The sequence below is a fragment of the Maridesulfovibrio frigidus DSM 17176 genome (assembly GCF_000711735.1).
In the GTDB taxonomy this organism is placed as follows: domain Bacteria; phylum Desulfobacterota; class Desulfovibrionia; order Desulfovibrionales; family Desulfovibrionaceae; genus Maridesulfovibrio; species Maridesulfovibrio frigidus.
The window spans coordinates 326,254-352,330 of sequence record NZ_JONL01000001.1 but is presented as its reverse complement, the minus strand read 5'-3'; the positions used below and the strand labels follow the sequence as shown (position 1 = coordinate 352,330).

The window sequence follows — 26,077 nt, the reverse complement described above, 5'->3', positions numbered from 1 at the left end:
TTGTTTAAATTTTATTTGGAGAAGCTATGTTTAAAAATGTACTATTAGATTTAGGCTCAAGGGCTGATGGGCAACTCATTGCTCATGTTGCGTCTTTTTGTGAACGTGCAAACGCAAACCTTACAGTTTTAAATGTGTTTGAAGAGCCATCTAAATCCGTATCAGCATACTTTTCCACCCACCATAAAGATCTTCAGAAGATTATTGTTGAAAGTTATGACAGTAAAGTTTCCGGGGAAGTGGCAAAAATTGGTTTTGATCTATCTAGAGTCAAGAAAGAAGTTCGGTGGGGAAAAGACTTTATCGAGACTATTAAGCTTGCAAAAGAGGGCGAATATGATCTTGTGATATCAGCTTCTCAATCACTTACAGGGACTCCAGACAGTACAGCCATGCATCTGATGCGGAAGTGTCCATGTCCTGTGTGGATTCATCGAGGAGATCTCTGGCGAGGGGCTGTACGTATTCTTGCAGCAATCAATACTTCGGACACTTCTGAAGAAAATCGGAAGTTGAATCAGAAAATTATTGATCACAGTACTAAGTTAATTGAGATCCTCCGAGGCCATTTGCATGTTGTTACATGTTGGTCTGGCTATATGGAGTCTGTTTTAACTAGCCCTCGATTTAGTGAAGCTGAAACTAATAAATATCTAGAGCATGAACAGCAACAAGCTGAAAAAGAATTTGAGTCGCTTCTGGTTAACTTTGATTCAAAGGATGCCGTGAAGGGAAAAATAATACATGGTAATCCCGCAATCATTATTCCCCTATATGCCGCAAAGCAAAAAATGGATATTGTTGTAATGGGAAGTGTCGCTCGGGCGGGCATCCCCGGTTTGCTTGTTGGGAATACAGCAGAAAAAATCGTATCAAATCTTGAAAATTCGATACTTGCAATCAAGCCTGATGGTTTTGTGTCTCCTGTTAAGTAGTCACAATCTGAGTATAAATGGGTGATTCTACTATTGGTACCGTAGCTTCGGTTCATACCAATTTAGCAATATGAAAATGGAAAAGGTTCAACTCATAATGAGTTGAACCTTTTTTTGCGTTCTATGTTATTCAGGATGGTGACTGTCTTTAAAAATATAATAATAAATATGGACATATAATAGCTATTTATGAAAATGATAAGAATTATTAAACTCTTATATAAGGTTAATCATGATTCGTTTACCACGAAATTTAAATAGACAAATTCTTTTCAAAGTTACTGCTCAGTCAGTAGTTTGTTTTTGTCTTTCGACTTTGCTGCTCGTAGCGGGGGCATTTCTTCTGTATTATTTTAAGTCTAATGAAGTTCGAGGGGAAATCAGAGCTCATATGAAGGAGAATGTTGACTCAGGATGTAAGCTTATCCTTGCTGAATTTGGAGAACCTGTGTCTGAGCTTTTATATTTAGCCAGTCTTAGTGAAGTAACTGATGCTTTTACCTCAATTCTTTCACCTGAAAGTCTGGCTGATTTGGTAAGTCTTTCTAGAATCAAAAGAAAATATGATCAAATTCGTCTTATAGATCGCTACGGGATGGAAGTGATGCGTATTAATTATAATGAAGGAGTTCCTACAGTCGTTCTGGATAAGAAGCTCCAATTCAAGGGAACAAGAGATTATTTCCTTAAATCCAACATTCTTGAAAAGGATCAGATTTATGTTTCCCCGCTAGATCTGAATATTGAGCAGGGCAAAGTTGAAGTTCCCTTTAAACCAATGATCAGAATGGCTACACCTCTTTTTGATAATGATGGTAAGAAAAGAGGCGTAGCTCTCCTCAACTATTTTGGAGAGCTACTTTTCTCTTATTTAGAAAATAGTACTCAGCAATTAGGAGAAGAGTTCTTTTTACTAAATGAAGAGGGATATTACTTGTTTAGTCCTACTCCTGAAATGAATTGGGGCTTTATGTTCAAGGATAGGAAAAATGATACATTTCAGACTCGTTTTCCGCAAATATGGGATGAGATTCAGGATGAGGATTCTGGACAGATTCTTACTCCAAACGGGTTGTTTGCCTTTACCACTGTGAATATTGGTAATGCAGCACATGATTCTTCTGCACAAATCATAAGTGATGCTGGAAACTGGAAATTAGTTTCTTTTGTCCCTGAAAAGTACATTGAGAACAGTACCCAAAAACTGTTTCAGGATATTTTAAATTTTGTGATTATTTTGATTTTTGTTGCAGCAGCTGTTTGCCTTGCACTTGGGAGATTGCGTTTTTCCAAGGCAAAGACCGAAACTTCTGTTTTAGAAATGACCAAATCATACGAGCGTTTTGTTCCTCGTGAGTTCTTGCACCTCCTCAAGAAGGAGAGATATCGGGATATTACCTTGGAGAGTAACGTTCGAAAGGTGATGGGGATTTTATTCAGTGATATTCGATCGTACACACAGATCTCTGAATCAAGAGAACCAGAAGAAGTTCTCGTTTTCCTTAATCAGTATTTTCAAGCGATTAATCCTGCTATTGCTAATAACAGAGGGTTTGTTGATTCATATCATGGGGATGCTCTTTTAGCCCTTTTTCAGGAAAAACCGGATCATGCTGTTCAAGCTGCAATAGATATGCGTATTTATCTTGATGAATTTAACCGTAAACGAAAAGAAAATAGTGAGGACCACGTAGACATAGGTATTGGTATTCATTTTGGAGAAGTTACTCTAGGAACAGTGGGTACCACCTATCGAATGCAGGCTACAGTTATCGGAGACGCGGTGAATCTTGCCTCACGTATTGAATCAGTTACCAAGGCTTTTAAGATAGGTATTGTCCTTACAGGTTCAGCCCTCAAAATGATGGAAAACCCCGATGAATTTCACATTAGAGAGATAGATACGGTTAGAGTTAAAGGTAAAGAGCGCCCTGTTGTTTTGTATGAAGTCTTTGATATCGATTCTCCTGAAGTTAGAAAAACAAAAGTAGAGCTGGAGCCTCTTATGAGACAGGGGCTTATTTGGTACAAAAAGGGAGAATTTCAGAAAGCGTTAGACATTTTCAAAATTTGTTCTGATTCGTGTCCAGAAGATAGTATCCCTCCAATTTATATTAAAAGATGCAGTACATTCCTCCGAGTATCCCCCGGGGCGGGTTGGACAGGAATCAGTTCAGTATAACTCTAGTTTAAAGGAGAACAATAATGGCTTTTATTAACTGGGAAGACAAGTACATGGTTAACGTGGCTGACATCGATAAACAGCACGAGGGCTTGTTTGGTATTCTTAATAGTCTCCATGCATCGTTAGTAAATGGGGAAGATAAATCCATGCAGTCTACAATCTTAGATGATTTGATAGATTACACTGTGGAACATTTTGCAACGGAAGAAAAATTGTTTTTGGAAATTGGGTTTCCTGATTCTGAGAACCATAAAAAAGAACATGATGAACTGACCAGCAAAGCTGTTGACATTCAAAATGAATTTCGAAATGACAATGCGACTATTTCTTTCGAGTTACTGGATTTTCTTAATGACTGGTTGACTACTCATACTTTGGGATTAGATCAAGAAGTTGGATCTTTTTTGAATAGCAAAGGTATTTTTTAGATATTTATTACTTAAACATATTTAGAAAGAAAAGCCGGAATTCCGGCTTTTCTTATTTGTTGTGTTGTATGGATGTCGGAGATGACAGCAAGGGGAATTTAGGAGGAGGCAGGGCAGCGATACTATTTTAAGTAATACCTATGTTGATCACGCCGGCCAACTATCAAATGGCTGTTTTTCAAGTTTCATAGTGCCATCAGCACCTTTATAAATGTTTATCCATGCCCGCCAATTTTTGTCGTCGACATCGGGGTAATCTAATCTAAAATGACTGCAGCGACTTTCTTTGCGCATAAGCGAGGCCTTTAACTTCATCTCTGCACTGTGAATCATGTTGGCAGTTTCGTGCGCAAGCCTCAGTTCGTGCAAATCTGAAGCCCGCATCATAGGCATATGATGATCTCGAAGCTCTTCAATATATGCCAAAGCTGCTTTCAGCATTTTCTCTTTTTTAATATATAGAACGAAGTTCGGAATCATAATTCCCTGTAAGGTCTGAGTGACCCATGCAGGGCTGTATCCCATGTCCTTTTTTAGAGGGGCAAGTATTTCGTCTTTAATTTTTTGTATCTTTGATTTCTTAAGCTTTCGTAAAGCAACACCTTTACTGTATGTTGCGGCCGCTTCGCCAGCTATTGCTCCCTGTACGATGGACCCTGTCGAAGAGGAACCCACCTGAGTGTAAATAGCTCCAGACATGTACGACCCTAATGCGTCTCCTGCAGCATATAGTCCTGGGATATTTGATTCACATTGATCATTAATGGGTACTAACCCTTCAGATTTGTGAATTGCCATTCCAGCTGACGAGCCGCCTACCGGAACACCTCTTCTGTGCGGGGGTTCTCCTCCAAGGCTAGGGCCTTTGGGCTTCGGAGGTCTCTTTTTAGGATGCTCCTGATTAAATCCTTCCGGCCTGAATGGTCCACCCGAGAGAGCCTCCTTCATAGGCATTCCTGGTCCTTTGGAAGCTCTTAATCCACCATTCATATATGCCGCGTAATTCATTTCAACACCTAAATCGTGATGAATTTCCGCAGTGGTTGTGCTTGGAATTCTTTCAAACATATCATGCCAGCCGCCAAAACAATCCGCTGCGTTTTTGGCTTGTCCGGAATGCCCGTCATTCCATTCTTTGCCTGTGACTTTCGCGCCGATTTTATACGCCATAATGGTTCCATCGTGAGTCAAATCACAAATTGGGAATCCATTAGGTTTAAATCCACCTGCACCTGTGCATAAAATTACGCTTTTTGCTCTCAAAATATGGATTTTATTGTCATCAATACTAAATCCTGCCGCACCTGCAATTCGCCCATCTTCTTTGATGAGATGGGTGATTACTACGCGCTCCATTGTTGGTATTTTGCGCTCTTGGATGGGAGTGTTAAATGATTTATGGCAAAGTTTTGAATCGAAATAGCCCCATTCTCTTAGCTCATTTACACGGGCAAGAGAGTGCATTGCCATTTGTTTGGTGTATGTTTTATTGTTAGAGCCGAGAGCAGATTTTGAGACTTTATCCACAAACTCATCAATAGTTATTGTTGTGTTTTCATGATCAAATACGAACATCCCTTTTGCAAAAGGGGTTTGTCCCGATGCACCGAGTCTTCCTTTGGATACAAGTAAAACTTTAGATCCAGCATCATGAGCTTTTACGGCCGCAAAAAGACCCGCAAATCCACCACCGATAACGAGCACGTCTGTTTCAGTTTCCTGACTAGTAATATTTTGTGGATTAATTTTTGGTATATTGCTGGCCCAGCCTGTGTTTGCTCCCATAGCTGTAAGGGCAGCCATTCCGGCTGCTGCTCCCGCAAATCCCATAAATTGCCGACGTGAAATGCCAAGCTTCTTTTCTGTATTATTCATATTTAACCCCACGAAACTATTACTGGAATAGCTTTTTCTGGAGATATTGTTATGGCCTCGACAGGGCAATACAACCTGCAAAGGTGGCACATTTGGCAGTCTGCCGGATATGTTATTACGGCTTTCTCCGTTTTAGCATCTAAGCGGATGACATCCGTAGGACATGTTTTTACGCATGTCCCACAGCCGATGCATCCATTAATTTGTTCTATTGTCATTATTAAATCTTCTGTTGTGAATGGTTTTACATAATAATTACTGCTGAGAATTTTCTCTATTGCCCTGAGGTGCGTTAGTTGGGCGCAGGACAAGGTTGTCGCCGTCTTCTTCACATGTGCCACTTACGGTATCGCCATGAGGTGATGTGAATTCAGCGCTGTCTCCAGCTTGCTTGCCTTCGCAGGCGGTGTAAGCCTCTTGAGGAGGCCCTTGGCGGTTCTGAGGTCCGTTAGCAAAAGCGCAGGTAGCAGTCATACCGAGTAACATTATCAACAAAACAATTTTCTTCATTATAAGCTCCGATTTATAGGTTTAGGTGCGTAAATAAACTATATATTCAAATTTTTGAGGTAAGATTCGTCAAATGTATTGCGAATGTTTTCAAGTGGCTTTCTGAGTAGGTCAAAATGTTCAGGGCTAATTGATGATCGTACTTGACTCTCCACTTGTATAAAAACGGACTCAGCAAATTTTGATGCGGCTTTACCTTCGAGGGTTAATTCTGCCAACATAATTCGGTTATCATTTTTATCTGGAATGCGTTTGATCAGTTCTGATTTTTCCATTTTATTTATAAGATTACTAACGGTCGCAGGTTTTATATGAAGTCCTCGACCTATCTCAACCTGTGAAAGATGTTCATGCTTCGATAGAACCATAAGTATTCTGGCTTGCCCGAAATGGATTCCTCGCTCATTTAATTTTTCTCTAAAGGAGTCGTTCAATAACTTACCTATGTGTATAAATAGGTGTAACAATGGTTTGTCCATATTTGTGTCCTGATAGAACTTGTGTTGGCTTAGTTAGACATCTAATAGTTGTATATCTAACTGTAAATGGAGGTGGGTTTAAGAATTATAAAGTAATGTTAAGATTGGCGTATGTCTTATTCGGAGTGGTGTTTTTATAATTGTCTTCATTGCTTCATAAGCAATTATAGTGTTATAAAATTCTAGCTTTAAAATTAAAACTTATGGGGAGTTTAAATATGGATAATTTATGGAAGCAGGAATATTTGCTCGACCTCGACAGCATTGATGAACAGCACAAAAAATTTTTTGAGATGACAGCGGGGATAGTTCAACTTGCTGAAAGGATAGAAAATGCTCACGCGATAGAGCAGATCATTAAGGCTATTGGGGGACTTAGGACTTACGCATTCCTTCATTTCAAAACGGAAGAAGAGCTTCTTTTAAAGTATGCTTTTCCTGGATATTTGCATCATACTACTTTTCACAATATGTATTTGGAAAACATGATCAAATTTGAGAAGGAGTTTAAAGTTCTGCTTAAAAAGAAGCATGATGGCGAAGATGTAAATGTTGCCATGGTAGAATATTTAACTCACATGGCCGATTATGTCGCAGGGTGGTGGGCAGAGCACATTGTAAAACAGGACACTATTTAAGCTAAGTATATAATTGAGCATCGTAAGGAATTTGGAAATTGTGAGTAAATTTATGTTTTTCTAAATATTTTCTTTAAGCCCAGCCAGCTCTTCTATTATCATTGTTGGTAGAAATTGCGTCACTTCGTATTCTGCAACGCCGTTTTTATGAAAGGGGTCTTCACTAATAATCTTACTCAATTCTTCAAGACTGACATTTCTTGCTAAAATGATTCCGCCAGTGCGTGGTACCTTTCTACCTGACATTACAAAGATGCCTGCGTCGTATTGTTTTTTCAGAAATTCAATGTGCTCATCCATGCATTTATCGACATCTTCAAGAGGTGTGTTATAATTTAGGCTTAAAATATACATTGTGTGTTGATCTCCTTGTTTTGACGTGATACATGTTATCATCTTTGTTTGTCTAGATTTTTTCTATTCTTTTTTAGTTGTTGTTTAATATGCTGTTTCATATGAATAAAAGTTATTTTTTTGAGTTGGAAGTCTGCGCGTTCAGGAGAGTAATATGAATTTATCTCAGGAAAGATCAGGAAATTATTTAGTAGTAGAGATTAATGAATCGAGAGTTGACTCTACTAATTTTACAAGACTTGAATCTTCGCTCTGTGAACTTATAGAGGGAGGGGAAAAGAATTTAATAATTAATCTTTCTCAAGTCTTTTTCATGGATTCAAGCGGTATTGCTGGTTTGCTTCCCAGTGTTAAATCACTGGCAGAAGATGGCAGTCTTTTTTTAGTGGGACTTACCAGCACCGTTTTACAGCTTTTTAATCTTGGCAAATTAGATACAATTTTTGAAATATATCCTTCGGTTGAAGAGGTCTTAGAAAGCTAAATTTATTTTCTGAAAGTTTTCATATTTATTTTTACTTGAAGTGAAAATAAAAGAGTCCCAGAACAGTTTCACTGCTCTGGGACTCTTTTATTTAATGCGTTGTTTATTTAGGACACTACCAAGGAATCAGGTGGGCATTCATAAGTCCTCCGATTACGAGATATACTCCCAGTATTACTCCTCCAATACCTATAAGGTAGGAAAAGGTTGTCAGTACGGGAGATGAATCTTTTACGATGAGTCCATCAAGTTGACCTGTGTTTTCCAATCTTTCGATCCATTCAGGGCGTTCTAATTTAACAGTGTTATAGTCAGCATCTTTGCCCCACATTGCCTGATCCATAGGGAAGCTGTGCTTACGCAGCACTATCACGCTGAAGTGGACAAGGAATATGTACCCCATGGCAAGTCCCGCCTCCAGTCTATGCATCCACAGTGCTATGTTGAGCTCCGAGCCATCCATGTATCTGGCGGTTTGTACTGGATCAAAGAGCAATAGCCCAGTTCGGCCCAGTAGTACCATTCCCCAGAATACAGCCCAATAGTCGAACTTTTCCCAATAAGCCCATCTTTCAAATCTAGGCAGCTTTCCGCCCATCATCCAGCGCAGGTGACCAAAGAATTCTTTGAGGTCACGTAGCTTCGGAAGCAGGGAATCATGGCTTTGCACTTTTCCGGCAAGTACGAGAATCACAGCATAGATTATGTGACATACAAACAGCAGGAGCATTGCTACTCCCACGACCTTATGAACGGCCAGGCAATTTACATATCCCCCGAAAGGGGCTCCTAATGCTTTACCGAACATTGTTGTCCCGTACATCCTTGCCATGCCTGTTACGGCTTGAGTCATGAATGTTATTATCAAAAGCAAGTGGAAGGTTTTTTGAATTGGAGTGAATCTTCTAATCCTCATCATCCACCCCCTTTTCTGGCTTTCTGGTGAATAGGTCGCGTATTACCCAAATTCCTGTGTGTGACAGGAAAAATCCCAGTGTAACTATAACTAGCAAAAGCATTGCCCATGCGGAGTAATAGAACTTCGGAAAATCCGAAAGTGTTGCCTTAACAAAGGGATTAGGCTCGTGCACCAGATATCTTGCAAATGATGCGCTGGCACCTTGATGACACTTGGCACAAACGTATGCATGTCTTCGTATGGGATTCAATTGCGAGTAATAATAATTTATTCCCGAAATCGGCTCCATTCCATGACATTGACGACAAGAGATATCCGCCCGTGTTACGTGGCGGTTGTTTTTGGCTTCTTCTACATGGCAATCGCCGCATCGCTTGAATCTGTAATTTGCGATTCCAGCGTGTGCATCAGCCTTGAAGCTGACATTTCCCGGCCTGTTTACATCAACATTGCCTTGAGAGTATCCGATGACGTCTTTAGGTATTTTATTCCATTGGAGGAACGGAGTTCCCCGTCCCGGCCTTACTTCATATTTATCATATTCGCCCGTGCTGGATTCCCGGTCTTTGTACCGGTATGAACCTGAGGTAACTTCCTCCTGCGCCCATGAAGGCGCAGCGAGGAAAATTCCCATCAGGAGCAGGGCATATAGTATCAGTTTACGTTGCATGATCACCCCTTATTTGTAGGCGTTCATGGGCTCCACGACTTTGCCTCGAGGACTAGGCACTGAAGACAGAATCTTGAAACGTTTCTGAAGTTCAGCTAAATCATCATCCTTGTGACGATGACAGTTTTGACAGGAGTTCGGGATGTCCTTGTTCTCAAGTGTGCCGGAAGGTAGCAGAGTCTTGAATACATGACTGTGTATGTCCTTCGACTCCGCACTCTTTGCGATTCTCGGCATATGACAACCGATGCAATTCGCAAATGAGTGAATGGAATGAGCCATGTTCTGGTTCGCAGGCTTATGACAAGATAGACAAGATGAAGATCCCTGGCCCTTTGTCTGGAAGCGAGTTGAAGGCATGCCCAACTGATGAACAAAATGACATGACGTACAAGTTACGCCTTCACGTCTATGTTCAGACTTCAGCCAATCGATGTACTGCTGATGATGTCCTTTTGAGAACTCATTCGGGTACATGTGCTTCTTGTCGCCAGCAGCGAATGAAGTTGATTTGTAGTAAGTTTCAAGAGCCTTACCTGGTGTGTAACCAACAGGCCAACCAGCGCCTTTTTCCATGGTAGACTTACCGCGGTTATGACAGCTACCACAAATCTGAACGGCTACGCCGCGTGGAAGCTTCGCAGGATTGATGATGGTGTCGCGCTTTTCAAATACAGCAGTTTTAGGTAGCGCGGTATGCCATGAACCAGCGCCATGACAGGCTTCACAACCAACGCCCGGTTCTGTGAATGAACTTTTCGACATATCATTCGGATCAAGCTTTGTTCCTGTGGTATGACAACCACCACACTTGAGCAGCCATGGGCGTTTGTCCCAATCTTTTTCGTGATAGTTCACCCAGCGGCCTGTTTCAGTATTAAACTGGATAGGCGAAATGTATAAAATGCCATCCTTTTTAACAATGTAACGCTGCTTCCACTCGTTACCGAGTGTGTACAAAATTTCGTCTTTCGTTGGGAAATAAATTTGATCGACTGGAAGTTTGAGTTTGCCGATATCAGCTAATTTTTGGAAGTCGGCCTTGATCGTTTTGTCATTGATATCAACAATGAATGCATCCACGTTAAGTTTAGCATTCTGGGCCATGCGACTGTGATTTGTAGCTTTCCACGAGTCGTAATGTTCTAGATGACATGTTTTACAAGTTTCTGATCCAACAAATTCTTTTGGTTGTGAAGTTATTTTAGCAACATCTACAACAGGTTCCTCTGTTGTACATCCCCAAAAAGCCATTAATGCCGTTAAGACAATTAACAACGCATACAGTTTTCTCATTTGCCCCACTCCTGCATAGGTTAAAAAAAACATACCTAGTAACTACATATCACAAATTTGTGATTATTGAACCTTTTTCTGTTGAATATAAAATCAAGGTGTTTTTTTTGCTTTTTATAGAATATTGGTGTGCAATTTTGAGTGTTTATGGGCGAGAGGTGCGGGCGGAGGTTTGAAAACGTCAGCCAAATATTTTGATTGTGTTTTTTCAATACTTGACTCTGCCAAATGGAATGGTAAATAACAGAGTTGATTTTGATGAATGTAGATGAAGTCTAATTTAATGATATGGAGGATATATTTATGCCGTCTTTTGATATTGTCAGTGAAGTTGATCAGCAGGAAGTGGACAACGCCGTTAATAACGTTCTCAAAGAGATCGAAACCCGTTATGATTTTCGTGGGGTGCCTACTGAGCTTACTCTTAGTAAAAAAGATAATACACTTAGCCTTGTCACGGGCGATGATATGAAGATCAAAGCCGTGCGTGATATGCTTATTACTCATTTTACCAGACGTAAGGTCGATTCTAGAATTATTGACTTTGGTGAAGTTGAAGGAACCTCAAAGGGGCAGCTTAAGCAGCAAGTTAAGCTTAAAGAGGGGATTGATAAGGATACCGCAAAAAAACTTGTTAAAATGATCAAAGCTACTAAAATTAAAGTTCAGGCAGCGATTCAGGATGAGCAGGTGCGTGTGACTGGAAAGAAATTGGATGACTTGCAGGAAGTTATGACTCTTGTCAGGAACTGTGATCTGGACATGCCTTTTCAGTTTACGAATATGAAGAAATAGTTTTCCTAAAAATATAATTTTGAGCCCGCCTGAGAGATACTGTTTAGTAATTCTCAGGCGGGTTTTATTTTTAGTAATCCTGCTCGGCGCAGTGTTGTTCATAGCTTATAACTGTTTCCATTATTTCCCGGCAAGTGTGCTCTCCCTGCCTACGGACTATTGCCGGCGATGCGTTGATTGTTATTAACCTATCGAGTTCGACTTTCTCAGGATAATCATCAAGACATTCTTCCGCGACAGTCATTTTGTCAGGCACATATTCAGTCGTTTCTTGCGCGCGGCAACCTACTGTGCTTGCCAGATGGTTCAGCGCAGCAATGACCAGTTCCCTTTCTCCCGCTTGCTCCAGTTCTGTAAAAAGAAGGTGCAATCTATCAAATGGATTGCGCTGGTGGTCTTCATGGATGGGAGTAGAGCAATAGCGGTTTATCTGAGTCTGGCCGCGTGAAAATATTTTTTGTAGGCAGGTCTGGCCGAGGGATTCTCTGGCGCATTGCATCATTTCCCATGTTTGGGTTGCGGTGTTCTGTTTTTTGGATTTCATGTAGGTCGGCTCTCTATAGCAATTAGTATTTGTAATGCGTGGGGGGGATTGCAGTTTATTTCCCCTCGCTTTTTGATCTTTCATTAATCAATGTATAAAATAGAAAAAGTTATTAGAAACCTTCTAACCAGAAAGATTATATATTTCAATCCCTAGCTTCAGGATTGGTTGATGTTTGTCTAAAAAATGTCATTGAAGGTTATTTTTTGGAAGATCATTTATATGATAAGGTTGCTTAAACTGTGTGATTTAATGTATGTATATGTTTGTATGGGGTGTTTGGTTGGCAATTTTTTATTTAAAAATATATTTTTGATGGACGGTTATTACTTAATTAGTAGTCGTCTTTTTAAGGTGTTTCAGTTTTTTGGGGTTGCCCTGCCTTGAAGGCTCGGCTGTCCTTGGGAGTAATTTTAAAATTTAGGAGATTTAAATGAAAAAAACAATTTTACTTTTTGTTGCCTTGATGAGCTTTTTTGTAGTGCCATCTTTGGCGCTGGCAACAGATCTACCTAGAGTTATGATTGTTGGTGAAGATGTAGATAAAGACACCATTCCGCGCGATTCTCGCGTTTTTAAACGGGTGCTTAATTCAATTTCAAACGAGCTGATAAATCGCGGCTTTGATGTACGCGATGAAACAGCGCTCACCCACCAAACACATGCTCAAGGACGCATCAGACGTAATGACGCTGAATTGATTCAGATCGCTAAAGATGCTGGAATTGATGTGCTCACAATTTTCAGCATCTACCCAAACGTAAAATCAAATGCAAACAGTGTTCGTGTTACCGCTCGTGTAGAGGGCCGTTTATTGTCTGTTAATGATGGCGCAAGAATGGGTAACTTTGAATCTGAGCCGCAGCAGTATCAACTAGTACCATCTCCTTACAGCAGAAATGATGTGCTTGAGGCGGTAGGTAAACTTTCGAAGATTATCGGTGCTGATGTTGGCGCTGTGCTTGGTGACAGACTTGATCAGTATCATCCTGATGGAGGTTCTTCTGACGGTGGTAGCGGTGGAGTTAGTTCAAGCGGTCGTTTGCTTGAGTGGACTCTCATTTTTGATGGGTTCAATGATGACGATATGCTTGATATTGAAGACTACATCGTTATCTACACTGGTTACGATAGTCACAGGCCTAAGAGTAATGCTCTCAATACTTCCTCACACCATGAGTACTGGTACAAGTCCTCAATCGATTCCGCTCACTTGAAGCGCAATATGGTTCGCATGCTCAGAAAGATGAACATGAAGGGCCGTGTGTACATTTCAGGCAATGAGCTTAAAATCGTTAAGCAGCATAGTGTCAGACAGCGTACGAAGAAAAGCAATAATGATTGGTAAGTCTACCTTAAAGCAGTAAAGAGGTCTGTTTATGTCCTTCTTGAAATTATGCTCACAAATGGTGGCATTAACTCTCGCAGTTTTGTTCACAGCCTCAATAGCTCTTGCCGTGCAGGTTATGGGAGAAGGAGTTGATCGCCATCAGGCTCTTAACTCCGCATTGCGGACAGCTGTTGAGGTTGAGATTGGCACCGCTATTGATTCTGCTACTCTTGTTGAGTCCGGAATTTTGGTGCGGGATGAAATAACCAGCCATGCAAAAGGTTATGTCACGTCATATGCCGTCATTAGCGAAGGCGCTACTGCGGAGGACGGTTATACCATAACTATTGATGCCCAGGTTAACCGCGAATTGCTTTTTGAAGATTATACTACAATCAGTATTCTCCAAAAAATGTCCGGACATCCAAGGGTGTTGATTTTCAGCACTGCTGAAGGTTTCAATTCGGTTCCAGTGGAATCAATGAAGAAGCTAGTTTATTCGGTCGGGCAGGTGTTTGGGCAGAATTTCCAGTTTGAGATAATCGACTGGCCTACTGCTCGTGCAAAGTACAGCTCTATTGAAGGAACTATGGACCTTAAAAAGGCCATTAAACATAGTCGCATGCTTAAAGCTGATTATGTTGTAACTGTAGATCTTGATCTGCCTCCTAATAAAAGACCTGTCATGAATATGTCCTGTGTACGTCTTTCCGATCAACTTAAGGTCGGTGAAGTAAAGCGGGTTATAGAGACTGACGCAGACCTGTCCGGCAAGCCTGCTGTGCGTTATGAAAACGCAGTAGAGGCTGCTCGTTCAGAAGTATATTGGAGTTCCATTTCTCTCGCAAAAAACATGCTTGAGTACATGGAGACGGAACTGGATAGAGGTGAAGGTTTCCGCTACGCAGTTACTTTCCTTGGATTCCCTGATGTGACAGTTGTGGAAACAGCTGTACAGGACGTTCCTGGATTTGTGCGTAAGCATGTAAAAAGGCAGAGCACAAAAAATATGGAAATGGTTTATTGGTCCAATCTACGCACTGAAGATCTAATGAAAAGATTTGATACAATGCTAAGAGATCTCGGAGTTGAAAGGTTTAAGAGTAAAAGTGATGGCAGGAATCTAAAATTCCTTTGGGAAAACCCAGAAGGGTTTTAATCAACTGAATTATAAGCGAGGGGTGGATGCTAAATCTTTTCCCCTCGCTTGTTTATGCCTTTGATGTATCTTACAGGTAAACCATGATTGTTGCTGAAACTTTTTTCGCAGCAAGGAGGACACCATGATGAGAAGATATGCGATATTTTTAGGAGTGTTAATTTTGCTCCTCTCCTTTGCGGGGTGTGCGAAAAAAGTTACGCCGCAGCACATTGAGGATAACCCGGCCCATCATTACTTAATGGGGATGGAACTTATTGATCAAGGACAAACGGATAAAGCGTTCCTTCGCTTTGAAAGAGCTGTTGTTCTTGATGATGAATATGCTAGGGCAATAGCTGGTAAGGCTTTAGTTTATGCTTTACGCGCAGCGGCAGAGACTGACCACGGGTATAAATCTGCTGATTCTGAAAGGGCTATCGACCAGTTCGACAAAGCTGTATCGGAAGCAGATGACAAAGCTGCTAAATTCAGTGTCTATGTTACCGGAATAAGGGTTTATACTCACCTTGCTTCCAGAGGGTGGCTGAGCAGAGCTGAGGACCTTCATCACGATGCAAAGCAAATGGCTAAAAATGTTCAAGAAGATGACCTTATCTATTACCGTAACACCGAAGCTGTAGACTATTTCATGGCCGAAGCTTTCTTTAAGGGTGGAGAATTCCGCAAGTCGGAAGAGCTTCTTGGAGTTGTTTTAGGCGCGGCTCCCGGCAAGTGGCACGATAAAGCAAATGCTTTGTATGAGCGCGTGCAGAAAATCGTGAGAGCAATGCGTAACTATACTTTGACCGATGTTGCGAAGAAAATTGCTGTTAAGGATTCTGTAGATAGAGCTGATGTTGCCGCTCTTCTAGTTGATGAGCTTCATCTTGATAGGCTATTTGCAGGCCGCATTCCAGCGCCTGACAGTGGTAAAAAAGCTGAGTTCACACCTGCTGATGTCGTAAATCACATGTTTGAGCCAGAAATCATGACTGTGATTAAGTGGAAGGTTCGTGGTCTTGAGCCTATGTTCGACCAGAAGACACACGCTTTCTTATTTTACCCTTCAGATCCTATGACTCGTAAAGAGCTAGCATTTGTGCTGGAAGATGTTTTGATCAAGCTTACCGGAGACGAGTCTATGTCTTCGCAGCACTTGGGTCAGACCAGATCCCTTTACCCGGATGTGACTACTACTGATGCTTGGTACAATGCTATTGTCACCGTGGTTAATAGAAACTTGATGGAGACTGAGCTTTCCGGAGCATTTCGCCCGGATGCCAATATGGATGGGGCTGACCTCATTCTCTCGCTTATGCGTCTTCGTAACGTTATGAATGTTTACTAGCGCGGAGGAAATTATGAAAAAAACTATACTTACAATATTGGCTTTCTGCATGCTTGCAGGGACTGCTCTTGCACAAGATAAAATTGTGGAAGTTGTAAGACCTGATCAAATCTTTGAAAAAGGATACATTCAGGTTATTGGAGAATCCGAAGCTGGGCAGAGCCGCTACAGAGCAAAACGCGCAGCTGAAGTCGTTGCACAGAAAAGGCTCCTTGAAATTTTTCAAGGGCTGAGACTTACTGGTAAAACTACTGTTCGTGACGGTATGCTTTCCAGCGAAGTTATTAGAACTACAGTTCAGGGGACACTTCGCGGTGCAGCTCCTTGTGGTGAAGATTTTGACAGGACAGAAGGGTACGCCCGTGTTTGTTTAAGATTAAATCTGCATGGAAATGATTCTGTATACAGTTCTTTTCAAGATATGATTATTAAGAGCCCAAATGAGCTTAGTGTTCGCGAAATGACAGAGTTTAAGTCAGAAGTTGTTCTTGACGACATAAAGGTTGTCCCCGGGCCTACTGCTGATACTGTAGCACCAGCCCCTTCAAAAGAAGAAATTCAGACCACTGCTCCTGCTGCTGCCAAAATTGAAGCTGCTGTCGCTGTTCCTGTTGATGGCATAATCGTGGATGTCCGCGCTTTCGATTTCAAGCCAGCTCTAGTTAACCGCATTTTAACCGAGAAAAATGAAGTGCTGTTTGACCCTTCCAAGGTGCTTAATCAGGTACTTATCGAAAGAGGTTGTGGCGGTTACACCACAGATTTGCAGAAGGCTAAGGCTTTACTTGAATCATGGGGAAGTAAGTCTCCTATGATCTTAAAGGGCCAGAGTGTTCAGAATGTTACTGATGCGGTTGTAAGTGCGACTGATGCTTCTGCTGTTTTTGCGTATGACCAGAAGTACAACATACTTGCAAATGCTAAGGTTGTTTTCGTACTCAAGTAGAAAGACATAAGGCGGTATTGCAGTGTTGAAGAAGAAAGGTATTCTTATTGCCGGACTGGTTGCGGTTCTAGTTTTAACTGGTTCTATTGTGCTTGTAAGAGCCTACTTCGTTGATGCTGCCGAAGATCTGCTTTCTGAAATGACTGAAATGGGGATTGTAATGGAGGATATAGAACTTCATTACAATCCCTTACCTTATATTCAGGTGAAAAACTTAGAAATTAAGCGCGGGAATGACTTGATCCATGTGCCTATGCTTGAAGTTTATCCCGATATTGCGAGTTTATTGACTGGAAATGTGAAACTTCGTCATGTCATCCTGCAAGATCCCGATGTGCAGACCGCGGCGCATGGCAGCGGTTCTGAATCCTCGGGACTTGAGCTTCCTGCTATATTCCCTGAAAGGCTTGATGTTGTGTCTGGCAAGCTGCGTTTGACAAATGGTATTCAGGGCGAACCTCTTACCATTTCTGCTAGCATGGAAAAGGATAGTGGTGGGTTCGCTTTTAATGTTAGAAGTGCGTCCATTGCTGAACTCGGTTTTAAATTTTCTGGTAAGCTGGATATGCAGTCTACTTCACCACTTAAGCTTAACTTGCAAGCTTCAGAATGTTCCATTGATCCTTCCGCATTCCTCGGGTTCCTTACTGGTTTCGGATATATGAGTAACAGTTCCATACCTGAACTGGCTGAGGCTGGAAAATTTGAAACTCGTGATCTTGATTTCAGTGTAGATAGCGCCATTGGCGCAATGAATTTTAAGGCCGGAAATTTGGTTTTGGATTCTAGTAATGGGAAGAATTTGTCGGTTGTAATCGGGCAAGGCGGTTCATACCAAATTTCATTGGAAGAGCTCCAAATTGACGCCGAAGAGTTGTATGACATGGCTCAGAGAAGTGAGCGGGGGCGTAATGCCACGTTATCTCTTTGTGAATCGGCTAAGCTGAAATCAATTAAGCCGAAGGGGCTGTTGATCTTGAAAAATGTTCAGCTTGCCACGCCACCTTCATCCGTGACCGGCAATAAGTCCGGTTCCTCCGCTTTATCCGGAAAAATGACAGTGTCAGCTAAAGGGTTGGCGCTCGTTCTTGAGTCTGTCGATGGAAAAATTCAAGAGCTAAATATTTCCGATATTGATGCCGACATTGAAATAAAGGACGGCAAGCCGATCGTTTCAGTTAGAACATTTAATGTTGCATCGGCTACAGGTGGGAATCTTCGCATGCAGGCCGCGCTCGCTTTTCCCCTCGAAATGAGGAAGGCCCGTTTTAAAGCTGAAGCTCATGATTTTTCTCTTTTTGATTATATGATTACAGGTGATGCTGAAAAAAAAACTCCTTTAAAAACTCAGTTTGATACTCAACTGGAAAACAAAGGGACCAAAATATCCGCTTCTGGCTACTTCAATTCTCCTTACTCTAAACGTTCCGGCCTCGAGGCTGTACTTTCTTCTTTAAGCATTCGCAGTCCTTCAAATGAAGTGACCTCTTCCAAATATGAAAAATTTGATTTCAGTTCGATGTTGGGCGGTCATATAAACGGTAAGGCCACAATTCGCCGTTTTTACTATAATGATTGGCCTTTTAAGGATGTTGCTATTTACCTTGAAAGTGGAAAATCACGTGGGATTTTAAAGTCGAGTGGTAAACTTTTTAACCTCAGTCTTAATGTAGATATGGTTTTCACAAAAGAGGAAGTTGCGGCTCAGTGCAGTGTAAAAGGAAGAGGGACAAGTCTGGCAAATTTGATAGCTTGTTTTGCCGAGGACCTTTCGGTTTCACTTCGCGGTAAAGTTTTCTTGAATGCAAATGTCTTTGTTCAGGGTGGTGATGCTGGAGCTTTAGCTAAATCTACTCAGGGGGATGGGACTTTTAAGGTCGATAATCTGCAGATTTTGAATATAGCGAATATTGATCCGAGACTTGGTTTTTTTATTGATATGCTTGAGGCAGTATCAACCGGAACAGAAGCGAATGATGCTTTAAATTTCAAGACTAGTAGAGTACGGGCCGCAATATCCGGTAAAAATGTGCTTATTAAGTCTTTCTCGTTAGAGGGAAACTCATTGCAAGCTTGGGGTGATGGTTCTTACTCTCTTGAAGATAAACGGATTAAATTGGACGGTAAGGTTAAATCTTTATTCGGTACCATTAACGCAATTAATATTGATAGAAAGTTAAAATCTTAGAAGATGATTATGAAAAAAAACCGCTTAAAATTTATTCTTTCATTTTTACTGATATTGTTTGTTTCAATGTTAGTAAGCGCCTGTCTTACTACAAAAAGTAAACAACAGCCCATTCAGTATACCGAAGAAGAATCTATTCCATATAGAGTGGCAATTTTACCTGCACAGTATATGGTTCATTCTGAAAATTCTACGGTGCACAAGTCTGCCCTTGTCGATGATGATGATCGTACTTTTGTTGCGGATATTACAAGAAGCGCCATGTATAATCAGCTGGCAGGTAAGGGATATTTACCTTTGCAGAAGAGTGTTGTGGACAACCTTCTTGGAGGGGGCGGAGATGCGGATGCTTGGAAAGGCATGAGTAATAAGGAGCTGTGCACACTTCTTAAAGCAGACGGTGTTGTTCGAATTAATATTTCAAGCGCGGACATGATTACAGCCGTTGCTTTCGATCTTTTTCAATTAGACGCAGAAGTTGAAATCTTGAATTCAGAAGGTAAACTTGTGGGTAAATGGAGTGAAAGTGCTTCAAAACGCAGAGTTTCCGTGCCGACAGGGCTATTTTCCCTTGCAGGTACAATTTTAGAAGAGGTGCTCTCTGATCCTTCAAGACGGCAGATGCGGATGGTTATTTACGATTGGGCGTGGACACTTGCCCAAATGCTTCCTGACAGCCCTAAGGGACCTAAACTTCCAGAAGTTGTTTCTGTAGATACTAATGTTGATAATAAACTTTTCGGTGTCGGCAAAAGAATTTCCGTACGCGTGGATGCTGAGCCTGGTTTGAAATGTTCTTTTGATATCGGAAGCTTTAAAAAAGATATCCCGCTGGCCCAAACCGCTGAAGGTATCTACGAAGGTTTTTATGTGGTTCATGAAGGTGAAAAAGCAGTTGATGAATCGCTATTGATCAGGATGCGTAAAGGGAATGGGATTGATCGTTTATGGATCGAAGCCGGCTCGCTTATAACTATTGATGGAGAGTTACCGCCAAGACCTGAGGGTGTAACCGGACATGCTGGTAAAAACAGCGTTGAAATTTTTTGGGATGTCCCTTTAGCTAAAGATATTGAAGATTTTATCATAGAAAAGGGAAGTGATCCTGTAGGTGAGTTTGAAGTTATCGGTAGAACTCAGAGTGCGTCTTTCAGCGATGCTGAAATTGTGCAGGGCGGAGCCGTTTATTACCGAGTTCGCTCTATGGATAATTCGGGCAACCTTTCTGCGCAGAATGGTGTTTTGAAAATTATTGTCCCGCAGTTTGATGAGCGTGAACTTTTCGGGGAACTTAGGGGTGTGCTGGTTAAGGGGAATTACATTATTTCTCTGCCAGTATCCGTTCCAGAGGGGGCAAATTTTATAATTTTGCCCGGCACTAGAATTAAATTTAAAGGTGGGGCGCGGGTTGATGTTGCAGGTTATTTAACAGCCCTCGGAGAAATTCGTGCTCCTATTAAGTTTATATCTGAAAGTCCTAAAGCAGGAGAAGCTATTAAAGGAAGTGAAGGAATTAATATTCTGCCCGGTGGTCGCGCAGTTCTTTCACTTTGCGATTTTTCAGGCTTTAACATGGGAGTCTCTGCTGCCGGTGGACATGCTGAAATAAGGTCCTCCAATTTTGCGGGGGGGGGAGAATATGCAGTAGGAGTCTCTGGTATGGGACGTTATGAGTTCACCGGACTTCGAATATCTGACGTAAAAACGGGCATGGTGCTTAGTTCTGGTAACGGGTCTGTAGTGCGCTCGAGCATCAGTAATTGTACGACCGGAATCAGTTTTTCAGGTGGAAATAGCAATATTACTGAGAACAATATTTTTGATAATGAAATAAATATAAATTCAAGCGCAAAGCTTGTTGTTGTTGATAATTATTTTGGAACCGCTTCGTCTGATAAAATGAAAATTAAGGGCGACGTTCTTGTTAAATCCATACTGGACGCACCTTATCCACATGGTCGTAAGGTCATATTAGTCGATGATAAAACGGTTACCCCTGAATTGCTCGAAAAGAAGTTTGATTTGCTTAAAGAACAAGGGGTGAAGGCTTTTCATGATCAGCAGTATGGTGATGCTTATCAGAAGCTTGAAGAGGCTTTGAGAGTTAAAGATGATAGAGATATTTACTTGTACCTTTCATATACGCTTTTGGCGCTCGATGATGATGCTAGGCTGACCCAGGTTTTGAGCGAAGGTCTTTCCAAGTATCCTTATGATGTTAGGCTGCATCAGCTTTATGTGCGCAGGCTATTGAATAAGGGTGAAATAGGGCATGCTAAGCAGGTCCTCGAAGGGGCTCTGCTCTTAAGTCCTGCTGACAGCAATCTACTCTATATGAAGGATTATATTGATCAGATTATAGGCAAAAATAAGCTTTCGAACGAGCCTGTTGTGAACGGCACAAACGCAACTGTTTCACCCACAAATGGAACAGGCGAACCCCAAAATGAAATAAAAAAAGATGAAGCAATTGAGATCAAAAGTGCTATTGATGCCTCAAAGAGTAAGGAACCTGCAACGGACGCGATTACAGATGAAAATAAATAAATTGGCTATAGACTACATTTTATCATTCGCTAGCTGAAGAGAGATGATTATGAAAAAAAAGAATTCTATCTTATTTTTGTCTTTGATTGCAGCTCTGCTTTTTAGTGGAGCCTTACTGCCCTATTCTGCGTCTGCTGCATCAAATATCCCTATGCAGAATTATCAATATTCCTCCATAGATTTGGAGGATCAGGCTCAGGCGCAGTGGCATATCAATTACGCAAGTTATTTAATTGATGTAGGTAAATATTTTGAAGCTCTTGAACAGTATGATACCGCTATTGATTATTCCCCTGTAGCAAAAACACGTGTTCACGCTATGTTTGGCAAAGCTATGGTTCTTTCTACTTTTCTGGATGCTCCCGAAAAGGCCGCTGATATTTATAGGGCTATTGGGAAAAACTATCCCAAACATTCTGATACTGCGCTCTACAGGCTGGGCTTTCTCTATTATCAAATGAATGAGTTTGATCGGTCACGCGCCATCATGAAGCAGTATGCAAAATATTACCCGGTAGGCAGGTTTAAGTATCAAGTGGAAGCGGTTCTTTCGGCCATGAAGGAAGAAGTAAAGCCTAAGCCCGAAGTTAAGCCTGTTCCAGTTGGTGAGGAGCCTGACCTTCGTGTTTGTCTGAGCCGGAGAGTGACTTCTATGGTCGTAACTGTCGGGACAAAGGACGATGAAATTTGTGCGGGAAAACTTGGTTGTGGTAAAAAATATAAGGTTGGAATTTCTGGAAATAAACTAGTTTTAGACGGCAAGGTCGTTTCGGCTACGCGAATAAAATTTACTTCGAAAGTACCGCTAAAAGTGACTTATGGTAAAGAGTCCAAAAAAGTTAGAGGGCTTGTTGAGGTTAGCATTCGAAAGGGAAAACTACTTATTTTGAACATGGTTTCTATGGAAGAATATTTGAAGTCAGTTGTTCCTGCTGAATCATATGCGTCATGGCCGAAAGAGACTCTTAAAGCGCAAGCAGTGGCGGCCAGAACCTATGCATATTATCAGAAACTTCACCGGACCCATCTTTTTTATGATGTATACGCAGATACTTATGATCAAATGTACGCAGGTGTTGATCGGGAAGATAAGCGTACAAATCAGGCTGTGAAAGATACTCGCGGTCAGATTTTACTTTATAATAAGAAGCCTATTTTAGCTCAATACACAGCTAATAGCGGCGGATATACTGCGGATTCCAAGGCCATCTTCGGAGCAGGTAAGAAGTATTTGGTAGCTCATAAAGACCCTGCTAGTTTGAAAGGAAAAATGGCTTCGTGGAACCGTAAATATAGGGTGAGTTCCATCGAGTCGAAGCTTAAAAAAATAGGTATTTCCGTGCCCGGTATCATTTCTATTAAGGCTCTTGAAAAGGGGCCTTCTGGAAGAATCACTAAGGTTAGGATTAAATACAAGGGTGGGCAGAGAGACCTGCGAACCAGAACTACTTTGGGGAGTTCAAGAGTCCTATCGCTACCTGATATCCTTTTAAAGATTGAAAAGGTAAAAGATTCCTATGTGTTCAAGGGGCATGGTTGGGGACATGGAGTTGGCTATTCCCAGTGGGGCGGAGCTGAAATGGGTAAGACTGAGAAGTATGATGCCATTTTAGATTTTTATTATCCTAGTACGAGCATTAAGCAGTTGTGGTAACCAGTTTTAGCCGTTGCTATTGTCCGCTGTGTTTATTGTGATAATGACCTTATAAGTTTGAAAGCATATAGGTTTTAAATGACTAAATTTGAAAGAATTATCTGGACGGGCTGCCTTCTTGTTACGTTAACTTTGCTTGTTGGAATTTATGATAGTCGTGCAGAAGATTTCAGTTCAAATTCTGATATAATTACTGAATTATCGTGCGGGAGAATAGGACAGGAGCTGATGGACCGTGAGGAACATGAGCTGGCTATTTCCAATCTTGAAGCTTGCTTGCGGGGTTATCCAAAATCGGACTGGCTTTACAGTTTGCTTGGGCGGGCGTATTTTAAAGCCGGAGATCTTGAAGCGGCTGAAACTCAGTTTAGGCATGCCCTTGAAATTAATAAAAATAACCCTGTGGCAAAGCGTCTTGTTGTAGAGATGCGTAAAACGCAAGATCTGCTAAAAGACAGAGATCTTTCTGAATGGGTAGGCATTATAAAAGAACGGGCTGCTGACCTCGCAACTCTTGTGGTTGGTGTATGGCTTGGTATGATTTTGTCGGGAATTTCGGGCAAAGTTTATGCCCATTTTAAGGGGACAAGTTTTCGAAAGGCTTTAGCTAAAGAAGACTATGATTATGCCACAGATATTCTTGAAGATCTTATTGTGGACCGCAAAAAGGCTGAGCTTCGAAAAAGGTTGCGAGAGCTTTTAGAAGAATCTAGTTTGGAAGACGCAAAAGAAATGATTATTGAGTATGTTGATGATCGCGAGATTGAAGATAAACTGGTTCACTTTCTTGTTCAAATTCATAAAAAATCTAAGGCTGGTTAGTTTCTTAGTGCTCGTTTTTAGTTTTCTTTTTTTCCAAGAGAAGCATGAAACTGTGCAGCTTTATCTTTAGCCGTTTCTACATCTTCCGCGACAGGATTGCTGATCGCAAGATGTGCGATTATGTGGCCTATTGTGGCTATTTTTTTCTGTATTTCAGATTCTTTTTCTGGCCCATGGATAGCTTCAATTAAATCTCCTTGAGTTTTTAGAGTGAATCCTTCTCTGGTAAGGATTTGCTTTATAAATTCTATTCTTGCTATGCGCTGAACCTGTGTTCCATCCCCTCCCTTGAATCTGAAATGTATGTGGTTTTTATCTTTGGTGGGATCACATACTGAGTCTACTTCGGACAAATCTTTTTCAGATTTAAGCTTAATGTTAAGGTACGTTTTGGAAAGTATAGCGTATCCTTCAATGCTGTTATTCTTTGACCATCCCGGACGCTTTTTACCGAGACCGAACCATAATGCCCACATTGGTGCAGACTTTATGTCGTCGGTTGAAATATCCATTTTACCTGCTGCCGTTGTGAATAAACCATCATTAAGGTTTAGAATTGTTAGCGAAATTAGATCATTGATTTTTAAATGTTTTGCGCCATCTAGCCCTAGTCCCTCTTTACTTACCAGTGAGAACATTTCCGATACGGCTTTTTCGTTTGCAAAGCGGACAAGATCGTACATGGATTTACTTTTTTCGGGCAGAAAAACTTCGGTGTTTTTAGCAGAAATATTTAAGTTCGCAATGTAGGGCAATGCTCTTTTCATGCGGTCGTCGGCTTTAATCCCTTCGTTGGGATAAGGTGTAGTAGATGTTATCTTCACCCTGTTTCGTAAATCTGTAATCCAACCACATTTTTGTGGTTCGCCAATTAAGGCTTCAACTTCCAATGCTCTGGCTGCAATTGTTTTAGCAGAATGCGTTGAAAGTGTGGATCTTTCCGGGCGCGCAAGTATGCGTTGCTTCTCTCTTCTCGAGAATATGAATTGCGCAGAATCATTGTTGTTTAAAATTGACGAGCATCCTGTTTTCTGATCAGCGGGTGGGAGTGGGGTCTCTTGTGTAAAAAGGGTTTCGATAGTTCCTGAATCGTTGATTTCTATTTCTGGCTGCACGAGAACGGAAACGGGTGTTTCATGGCTGGAATAGCCAAGCTTGATACGTATCTTTATTGATTCAGGCGAAAATTTTGCGAGAACGGCTTGTTTCCATGCTGTTACGATATCTTGCGGTTTAACATTTGAAATTACATAGCAGTTTGCCGGCAGTTCTTTCTTTTCCTCATCAGGGGTGACGCTGGCAGAAAGAATAAGCATGTTGCCGCCTCTTGCCGTTTCGAGAGCTGCTATTTCTATTTCATTGGAGACCACGCCCGGCATTGTACCGTTTAAAAAGATTGAGTTTATTTTTTTTGATGCTGTGGTTAAAAGTTCGTGGTCGATGGTTGTTATGGATTCTAAAACATTATTAATCTCGTCTCGCAGGTCATTAGCCTCGATGAAATAATTATACACGTCTGAACTGATTACTATTCCCTCAAGCACTGGAATATCTGTTTCATTCATGATGCGGGAAAGATTTATAGCTTGTGCTCCGACATGCTCAGGGTATTGGGAGGAATCTGAAAGTGGTATTGTAAATGGTGTAGATATTTCAGAGTCAGGAACTGTGACTGCCATACGGACATAAAAATTTATTTTGTTATAGTAGTCCATTATATCCATAAATCGCACTGGATTCATGGATTGCAACTGCTCCAGTATCAAGAGAACTTTTTTGCCGAGATCCTCTGAAAGCTTTTCTACATTTGCCCAGTCAACTACGCTTAGTCCAAATCCGATATCTTCAATTCGCGAAATTATTTGTAAACATTCTTCTTCAAGATCCATCAGTAGCTTGAATGAATTGTAACGTCTCCTGAGCAGTCTGCCCGGAGGAAAAGTTTCGTATGTCCAGTGGTTAAATAGCTGTCTAAATTTCATGGTTATT

Annotated in this window: 24 protein-coding genes; 14 read left to right on the top strand and 10 right to left on the bottom strand. The window is 41.2% G+C overall.

Features of this window, described 5'->3' with window-relative positions; genetic code table 11:
• Positions 1 to 26: 26 nt before the first annotated feature.
• From BR06_RS0101645 to BR06_RS0101635, 3 genes are all read left to right on the top strand, one after another.
• The gene (locus tag BR06_RS0101645) at positions 27 to 935 is read left to right on the top strand and encodes a universal stress protein (RefSeq protein ID WP_031479477.1); all 909 of its coding nucleotides are present in this window, start codon (positions 27 to 29) and stop codon (positions 933 to 935) included.
• Between the two features lie 391 nt (positions 936 to 1,326).
• Complete coding sequence (locus tag BR06_RS19520; RefSeq protein WP_169738211.1) at positions 1,327 to 3,117, top strand: adenylate/guanylate cyclase domain-containing protein; 1,791 nt, start codon at positions 1,327 to 1,329, stop codon at positions 3,115 to 3,117.
• Positions 3,118 to 3,140: 23 nt separating this feature from the next.
• Entirely contained in the window at positions 3,141 to 3,548 is a 408-nt protein-coding gene (locus BR06_RS0101635) for a bacteriohemerythrin (protein WP_031479474.1), read from the top strand.
• A gap of 147 nt (positions 3,549 to 3,695) precedes the next feature.
• Here BR06_RS0101635 and BR06_RS0101630 read toward each other — a convergent pair whose 3' ends face one another.
• From BR06_RS0101630 to BR06_RS19515, 4 genes are read right to left on the bottom strand one after another with little or no spacing between them, the layout of a single operon-like run.
• Positions 3,696 to 5,423 carry an FAD-dependent oxidoreductase gene (locus tag BR06_RS0101630; protein WP_031479472.1) on the bottom strand — a complete coding sequence of 576 codons (1,728 nt, stop codon included), beginning with the start codon at positions 5,421 to 5,423 and terminating at the stop codon, positions 3,696 to 3,698.
• 2 nt (positions 5,424 to 5,425) lie between these two features.
• Positions 5,426 to 5,641 (bottom strand): 4Fe-4S dicluster domain-containing protein, encoded by a 216-nt coding sequence (locus BR06_RS20030; protein ID WP_084153992.1) that lies wholly within the window; start codon positions 5,639 to 5,641, stop codon positions 5,426 to 5,428.
• 37 nt (positions 5,642 to 5,678) lie between these two features.
• Positions 5,679 to 5,933, bottom strand: coding sequence for a hypothetical protein (locus BR06_RS19115; RefSeq protein WP_034602716.1), 255 nt, complete (start codon positions 5,931 to 5,933; stop codon positions 5,679 to 5,681).
• Between the two features lie 38 nt (positions 5,934 to 5,971).
• Positions 5,972 to 6,412 (bottom strand): MarR family winged helix-turn-helix transcriptional regulator, encoded by a 441-nt coding sequence (locus BR06_RS19515; protein ID WP_051676861.1) that lies wholly within the window; start codon positions 6,410 to 6,412, stop codon positions 5,972 to 5,974.
• Between the two features lie 218 nt (positions 6,413 to 6,630).
• Here BR06_RS19515 and BR06_RS0101615 point away from each other — a divergent pair, with 218 nt between their 5' ends.
• Positions 6,631 to 7,050 carry a bacteriohemerythrin gene (locus BR06_RS0101615; protein WP_031479466.1) on the top strand — a complete coding sequence of 140 codons (420 nt, stop codon included), beginning with the start codon at positions 6,631 to 6,633 and terminating at the stop codon, positions 7,048 to 7,050.
• Positions 7,051 to 7,110: 60 nt separating this feature from the next.
• Here BR06_RS0101615 and BR06_RS0101610 read toward each other — a convergent pair whose 3' ends face one another.
• Positions 7,111 to 7,404 (bottom strand): YciI family protein, encoded by a 294-nt coding sequence (locus BR06_RS0101610; protein ID WP_031479463.1) that lies wholly within the window; start codon positions 7,402 to 7,404, stop codon positions 7,111 to 7,113.
• Between the two features lie 154 nt (positions 7,405 to 7,558).
• Here BR06_RS0101610 and BR06_RS0101605 point away from each other — a divergent pair, with 154 nt between their 5' ends.
• Positions 7,559 to 7,888, top strand: coding sequence for an STAS domain-containing protein (locus tag BR06_RS0101605; protein WP_031479461.1), 330 nt, complete (start codon positions 7,559 to 7,561; stop codon positions 7,886 to 7,888).
• A gap of 115 nt (positions 7,889 to 8,003) precedes the next feature.
• On the opposite strand, the gene BR06_RS0101600 is transcribed toward BR06_RS0101605, so the two are convergent.
• From BR06_RS0101600 to BR06_RS0101590, 3 genes are read right to left on the bottom strand one after another with little or no spacing between them, the layout of a single operon-like run.
• A complete protein-coding gene (locus BR06_RS0101600) occupies positions 8,004 to 8,807 on the bottom strand; it encodes a formate dehydrogenase subunit gamma (RefSeq protein ID WP_456085382.1) in 804 nt (267 codons plus the stop codon).
• Positions 8,794 to 9,477: a cytochrome c3 family protein gene (locus BR06_RS0101595; RefSeq protein WP_031479457.1), complete on the bottom strand. Its 684-nt coding sequence runs from the start codon at positions 9,475 to 9,477 to the stop codon at positions 8,794 to 8,796. The genes BR06_RS0101600 and BR06_RS0101595 overlap by 14 nt, the downstream gene beginning before the upstream one ends.
• A gap of 9 nt (positions 9,478 to 9,486) precedes the next feature.
• Positions 9,487 to 10,773 (bottom strand): multiheme c-type cytochrome, encoded by a 1,287-nt coding sequence (locus BR06_RS0101590; RefSeq protein WP_031479455.1) that lies wholly within the window; start codon positions 10,771 to 10,773, stop codon positions 9,487 to 9,489.
• Positions 10,774 to 11,076: 303 nt separating this feature from the next.
• Here BR06_RS0101590 and BR06_RS0101585 point away from each other — a divergent pair, with 303 nt between their 5' ends.
• A complete protein-coding gene (locus BR06_RS0101585) occupies positions 11,077 to 11,568 on the top strand; it encodes a YajQ family cyclic di-GMP-binding protein (protein ID WP_031479453.1) in 492 nt (163 codons plus the stop codon).
• A 70-nt stretch (positions 11,569 to 11,638) separates the two neighbouring features.
• On the opposite strand, the gene BR06_RS0101580 is transcribed toward BR06_RS0101585, so the two are convergent.
• Positions 11,639 to 12,112: a hypothetical protein gene (locus tag BR06_RS0101580; RefSeq protein ID WP_051676860.1), complete on the bottom strand. Its 474-nt coding sequence runs from the start codon at positions 12,110 to 12,112 to the stop codon at positions 11,639 to 11,641.
• A 433-nt stretch (positions 12,113 to 12,545) separates the two neighbouring features.
• On the opposite strand from BR06_RS0101580, the gene BR06_RS0101575 reads away from it, so the two are divergent.
• The 8 genes from BR06_RS0101575 (at position 12,546) to BR06_RS0101540 (ending at position 24,088) form a co-directional block, all read left to right on the top strand.
• Complete coding sequence (locus BR06_RS0101575; protein WP_031479449.1) at positions 12,546 to 13,460, top strand: hypothetical protein; 915 nt, start codon at positions 12,546 to 12,548, stop codon at positions 13,458 to 13,460.
• Positions 13,461 to 13,491: 31 nt separating this feature from the next.
• Positions 13,492 to 14,601 (top strand): hypothetical protein, encoded by a 1,110-nt coding sequence (locus tag BR06_RS0101570; protein ID WP_031479447.1) that lies wholly within the window; start codon positions 13,492 to 13,494, stop codon positions 14,599 to 14,601.
• Between the two features lie 124 nt (positions 14,602 to 14,725).
• Positions 14,726 to 15,931: an S-layer homology domain-containing protein gene (locus tag BR06_RS0101565; RefSeq protein ID WP_235727637.1), complete on the top strand. Its 1,206-nt coding sequence runs from the start codon at positions 14,726 to 14,728 to the stop codon at positions 15,929 to 15,931.
• 13 nt (positions 15,932 to 15,944) lie between these two features.
• On the top strand, positions 15,945 to 16,877 hold the full coding sequence (locus BR06_RS0101560; RefSeq protein WP_031479443.1) for a hypothetical protein: 933 nt from the start codon (positions 15,945 to 15,947) through the stop codon (positions 16,875 to 16,877).
• Positions 16,878 to 16,899: 22 nt separating this feature from the next.
• Entirely contained in the window at positions 16,900 to 19,065 is a 2,166-nt protein-coding gene (locus BR06_RS0101555) for an AsmA family protein (protein ID WP_031479441.1), read from the top strand.
• A 9-nt stretch (positions 19,066 to 19,074) separates the two neighbouring features.
• Positions 19,075 to 21,612 carry a right-handed parallel beta-helix repeat-containing protein gene (locus BR06_RS0101550; protein ID WP_051676859.1) on the top strand — a complete coding sequence of 846 codons (2,538 nt, stop codon included), beginning with the start codon at positions 19,075 to 19,077 and terminating at the stop codon, positions 21,610 to 21,612.
• Positions 21,613 to 21,661: 49 nt separating this feature from the next.
• Entirely contained in the window at positions 21,662 to 23,266 is a 1,605-nt protein-coding gene (locus BR06_RS0101545; RefSeq protein ID WP_031479437.1) for a SpoIID/LytB domain-containing protein, read from the top strand.
• Between the two features lie 78 nt (positions 23,267 to 23,344).
• Positions 23,345 to 24,088 (top strand): tetratricopeptide repeat protein, encoded by a 744-nt coding sequence (locus tag BR06_RS0101540; RefSeq protein WP_031479435.1) that lies wholly within the window; start codon positions 23,345 to 23,347, stop codon positions 24,086 to 24,088.
• 17 nt (positions 24,089 to 24,105) lie between these two features.
• Here the strand turns inward: BR06_RS0101540 and BR06_RS0101535 are convergent, their stop codons facing one another.
• Entirely contained in the window at positions 24,106 to 26,070 is a 1,965-nt protein-coding gene (locus BR06_RS0101535) for a PEP/pyruvate-binding domain-containing protein (RefSeq protein ID WP_031479433.1), read from the bottom strand.
• Positions 26,071 to 26,077: the final 7 nt, after the last annotated feature.

What these genes read in the sequence shown, in the direction of transcription:
- BR06_RS20030 (WP_084153992.1), bottom strand. Translation starts at nt 5,641, where the DNA reads ATGACAATAGAACAAATTAATGGATGCATCGGCTGTGGGACATGCGTA.
- BR06_RS0101595 (WP_031479457.1), bottom strand. Translation starts at nt 9,477, where the DNA reads ATGCAACGTAAACTGATACTATATGCCCTGCTCCTGATGGGAATTTTC.
- BR06_RS0101545 (WP_031479437.1), top strand. Translation starts at nt 21,662, where the DNA reads ATGAAAAAAAAGAATTCTATCTTATTTTTGTCTTTGATTGCAGCTCTG.
- BR06_RS19520 (WP_169738211.1), top strand. Translation starts at nt 1,327, where the DNA reads ATGAAGGAGAATGTTGACTCAGGATGTAAGCTTATCCTTGCTGAATTT.
- BR06_RS0101615 (WP_031479466.1), top strand. Translation starts at nt 6,631, where the DNA reads ATGGATAATTTATGGAAGCAGGAATATTTGCTCGACCTCGACAGCATT.
- BR06_RS19515 (WP_051676861.1), bottom strand. Translation starts at nt 6,412, where the DNA reads ATGGACAAACCATTGTTACACCTATTTATACACATAGGTAAGTTATTG.
- BR06_RS0101635 (WP_031479474.1), top strand. Translation starts at nt 3,141, where the DNA reads ATGGCTTTTATTAACTGGGAAGACAAGTACATGGTTAACGTGGCTGAC.
- BR06_RS0101570 (WP_031479447.1), top strand. Translation starts at nt 13,492, where the DNA reads ATGTCCTTCTTGAAATTATGCTCACAAATGGTGGCATTAACTCTCGCA.
- BR06_RS0101580 (WP_051676860.1), bottom strand. Translation starts at nt 12,112, where the DNA reads ATGAAATCCAAAAAACAGAACACCGCAACCCAAACATGGGAAATGATG.
- BR06_RS0101645 (WP_031479477.1), top strand. Translation starts at nt 27, where the DNA reads ATGTTTAAAAATGTACTATTAGATTTAGGCTCAAGGGCTGATGGGCAA.
- BR06_RS0101550 (WP_051676859.1), top strand. Translation starts at nt 19,075, where the DNA reads ATGAAAAAAAACCGCTTAAAATTTATTCTTTCATTTTTACTGATATTG.
- BR06_RS0101565 (WP_235727637.1), top strand. Translation starts at nt 14,726, where the DNA reads ATGATGAGAAGATATGCGATATTTTTAGGAGTGTTAATTTTGCTCCTC.
- BR06_RS0101630 (WP_031479472.1), bottom strand. Translation starts at nt 5,423, where the DNA reads ATGAATAATACAGAAAAGAAGCTTGGCATTTCACGTCGGCAATTTATG.
- BR06_RS0101585 (WP_031479453.1), top strand. Translation starts at nt 11,077, where the DNA reads ATGCCGTCTTTTGATATTGTCAGTGAAGTTGATCAGCAGGAAGTGGAC.
- BR06_RS0101540 (WP_031479435.1), top strand. Translation starts at nt 23,345, where the DNA reads ATGACTAAATTTGAAAGAATTATCTGGACGGGCTGCCTTCTTGTTACG.
- BR06_RS19115 (WP_034602716.1), bottom strand. Translation starts at nt 5,933, where the DNA reads ATGAAGAAAATTGTTTTGTTGATAATGTTACTCGGTATGACTGCTACC.
- BR06_RS0101560 (WP_031479443.1), top strand. Translation starts at nt 15,945, where the DNA reads ATGAAAAAAACTATACTTACAATATTGGCTTTCTGCATGCTTGCAGGG.
- BR06_RS0101590 (WP_031479455.1), bottom strand. Translation starts at nt 10,773, where the DNA reads ATGAGAAAACTGTATGCGTTGTTAATTGTCTTAACGGCATTAATGGCT.
- BR06_RS0101610 (WP_031479463.1), bottom strand. Translation starts at nt 7,404, where the DNA reads ATGTATATTTTAAGCCTAAATTATAACACACCTCTTGAAGATGTCGAT.
- BR06_RS0101605 (WP_031479461.1), top strand. Translation starts at nt 7,559, where the DNA reads ATGAATTTATCTCAGGAAAGATCAGGAAATTATTTAGTAGTAGAGATT.
- BR06_RS0101535 (WP_031479433.1), bottom strand. Translation starts at nt 26,070, where the DNA reads ATGAAATTTAGACAGCTATTTAACCACTGGACATACGAAACTTTTCCT.
- BR06_RS0101600 (WP_456085382.1), bottom strand. Translation starts at nt 8,807, where the DNA reads ATGATGAGGATTAGAAGATTCACTCCAATTCAAAAAACCTTCCACTTG.
- BR06_RS0101575 (WP_031479449.1), top strand. Translation starts at nt 12,546, where the DNA reads ATGAAAAAAACAATTTTACTTTTTGTTGCCTTGATGAGCTTTTTTGTA.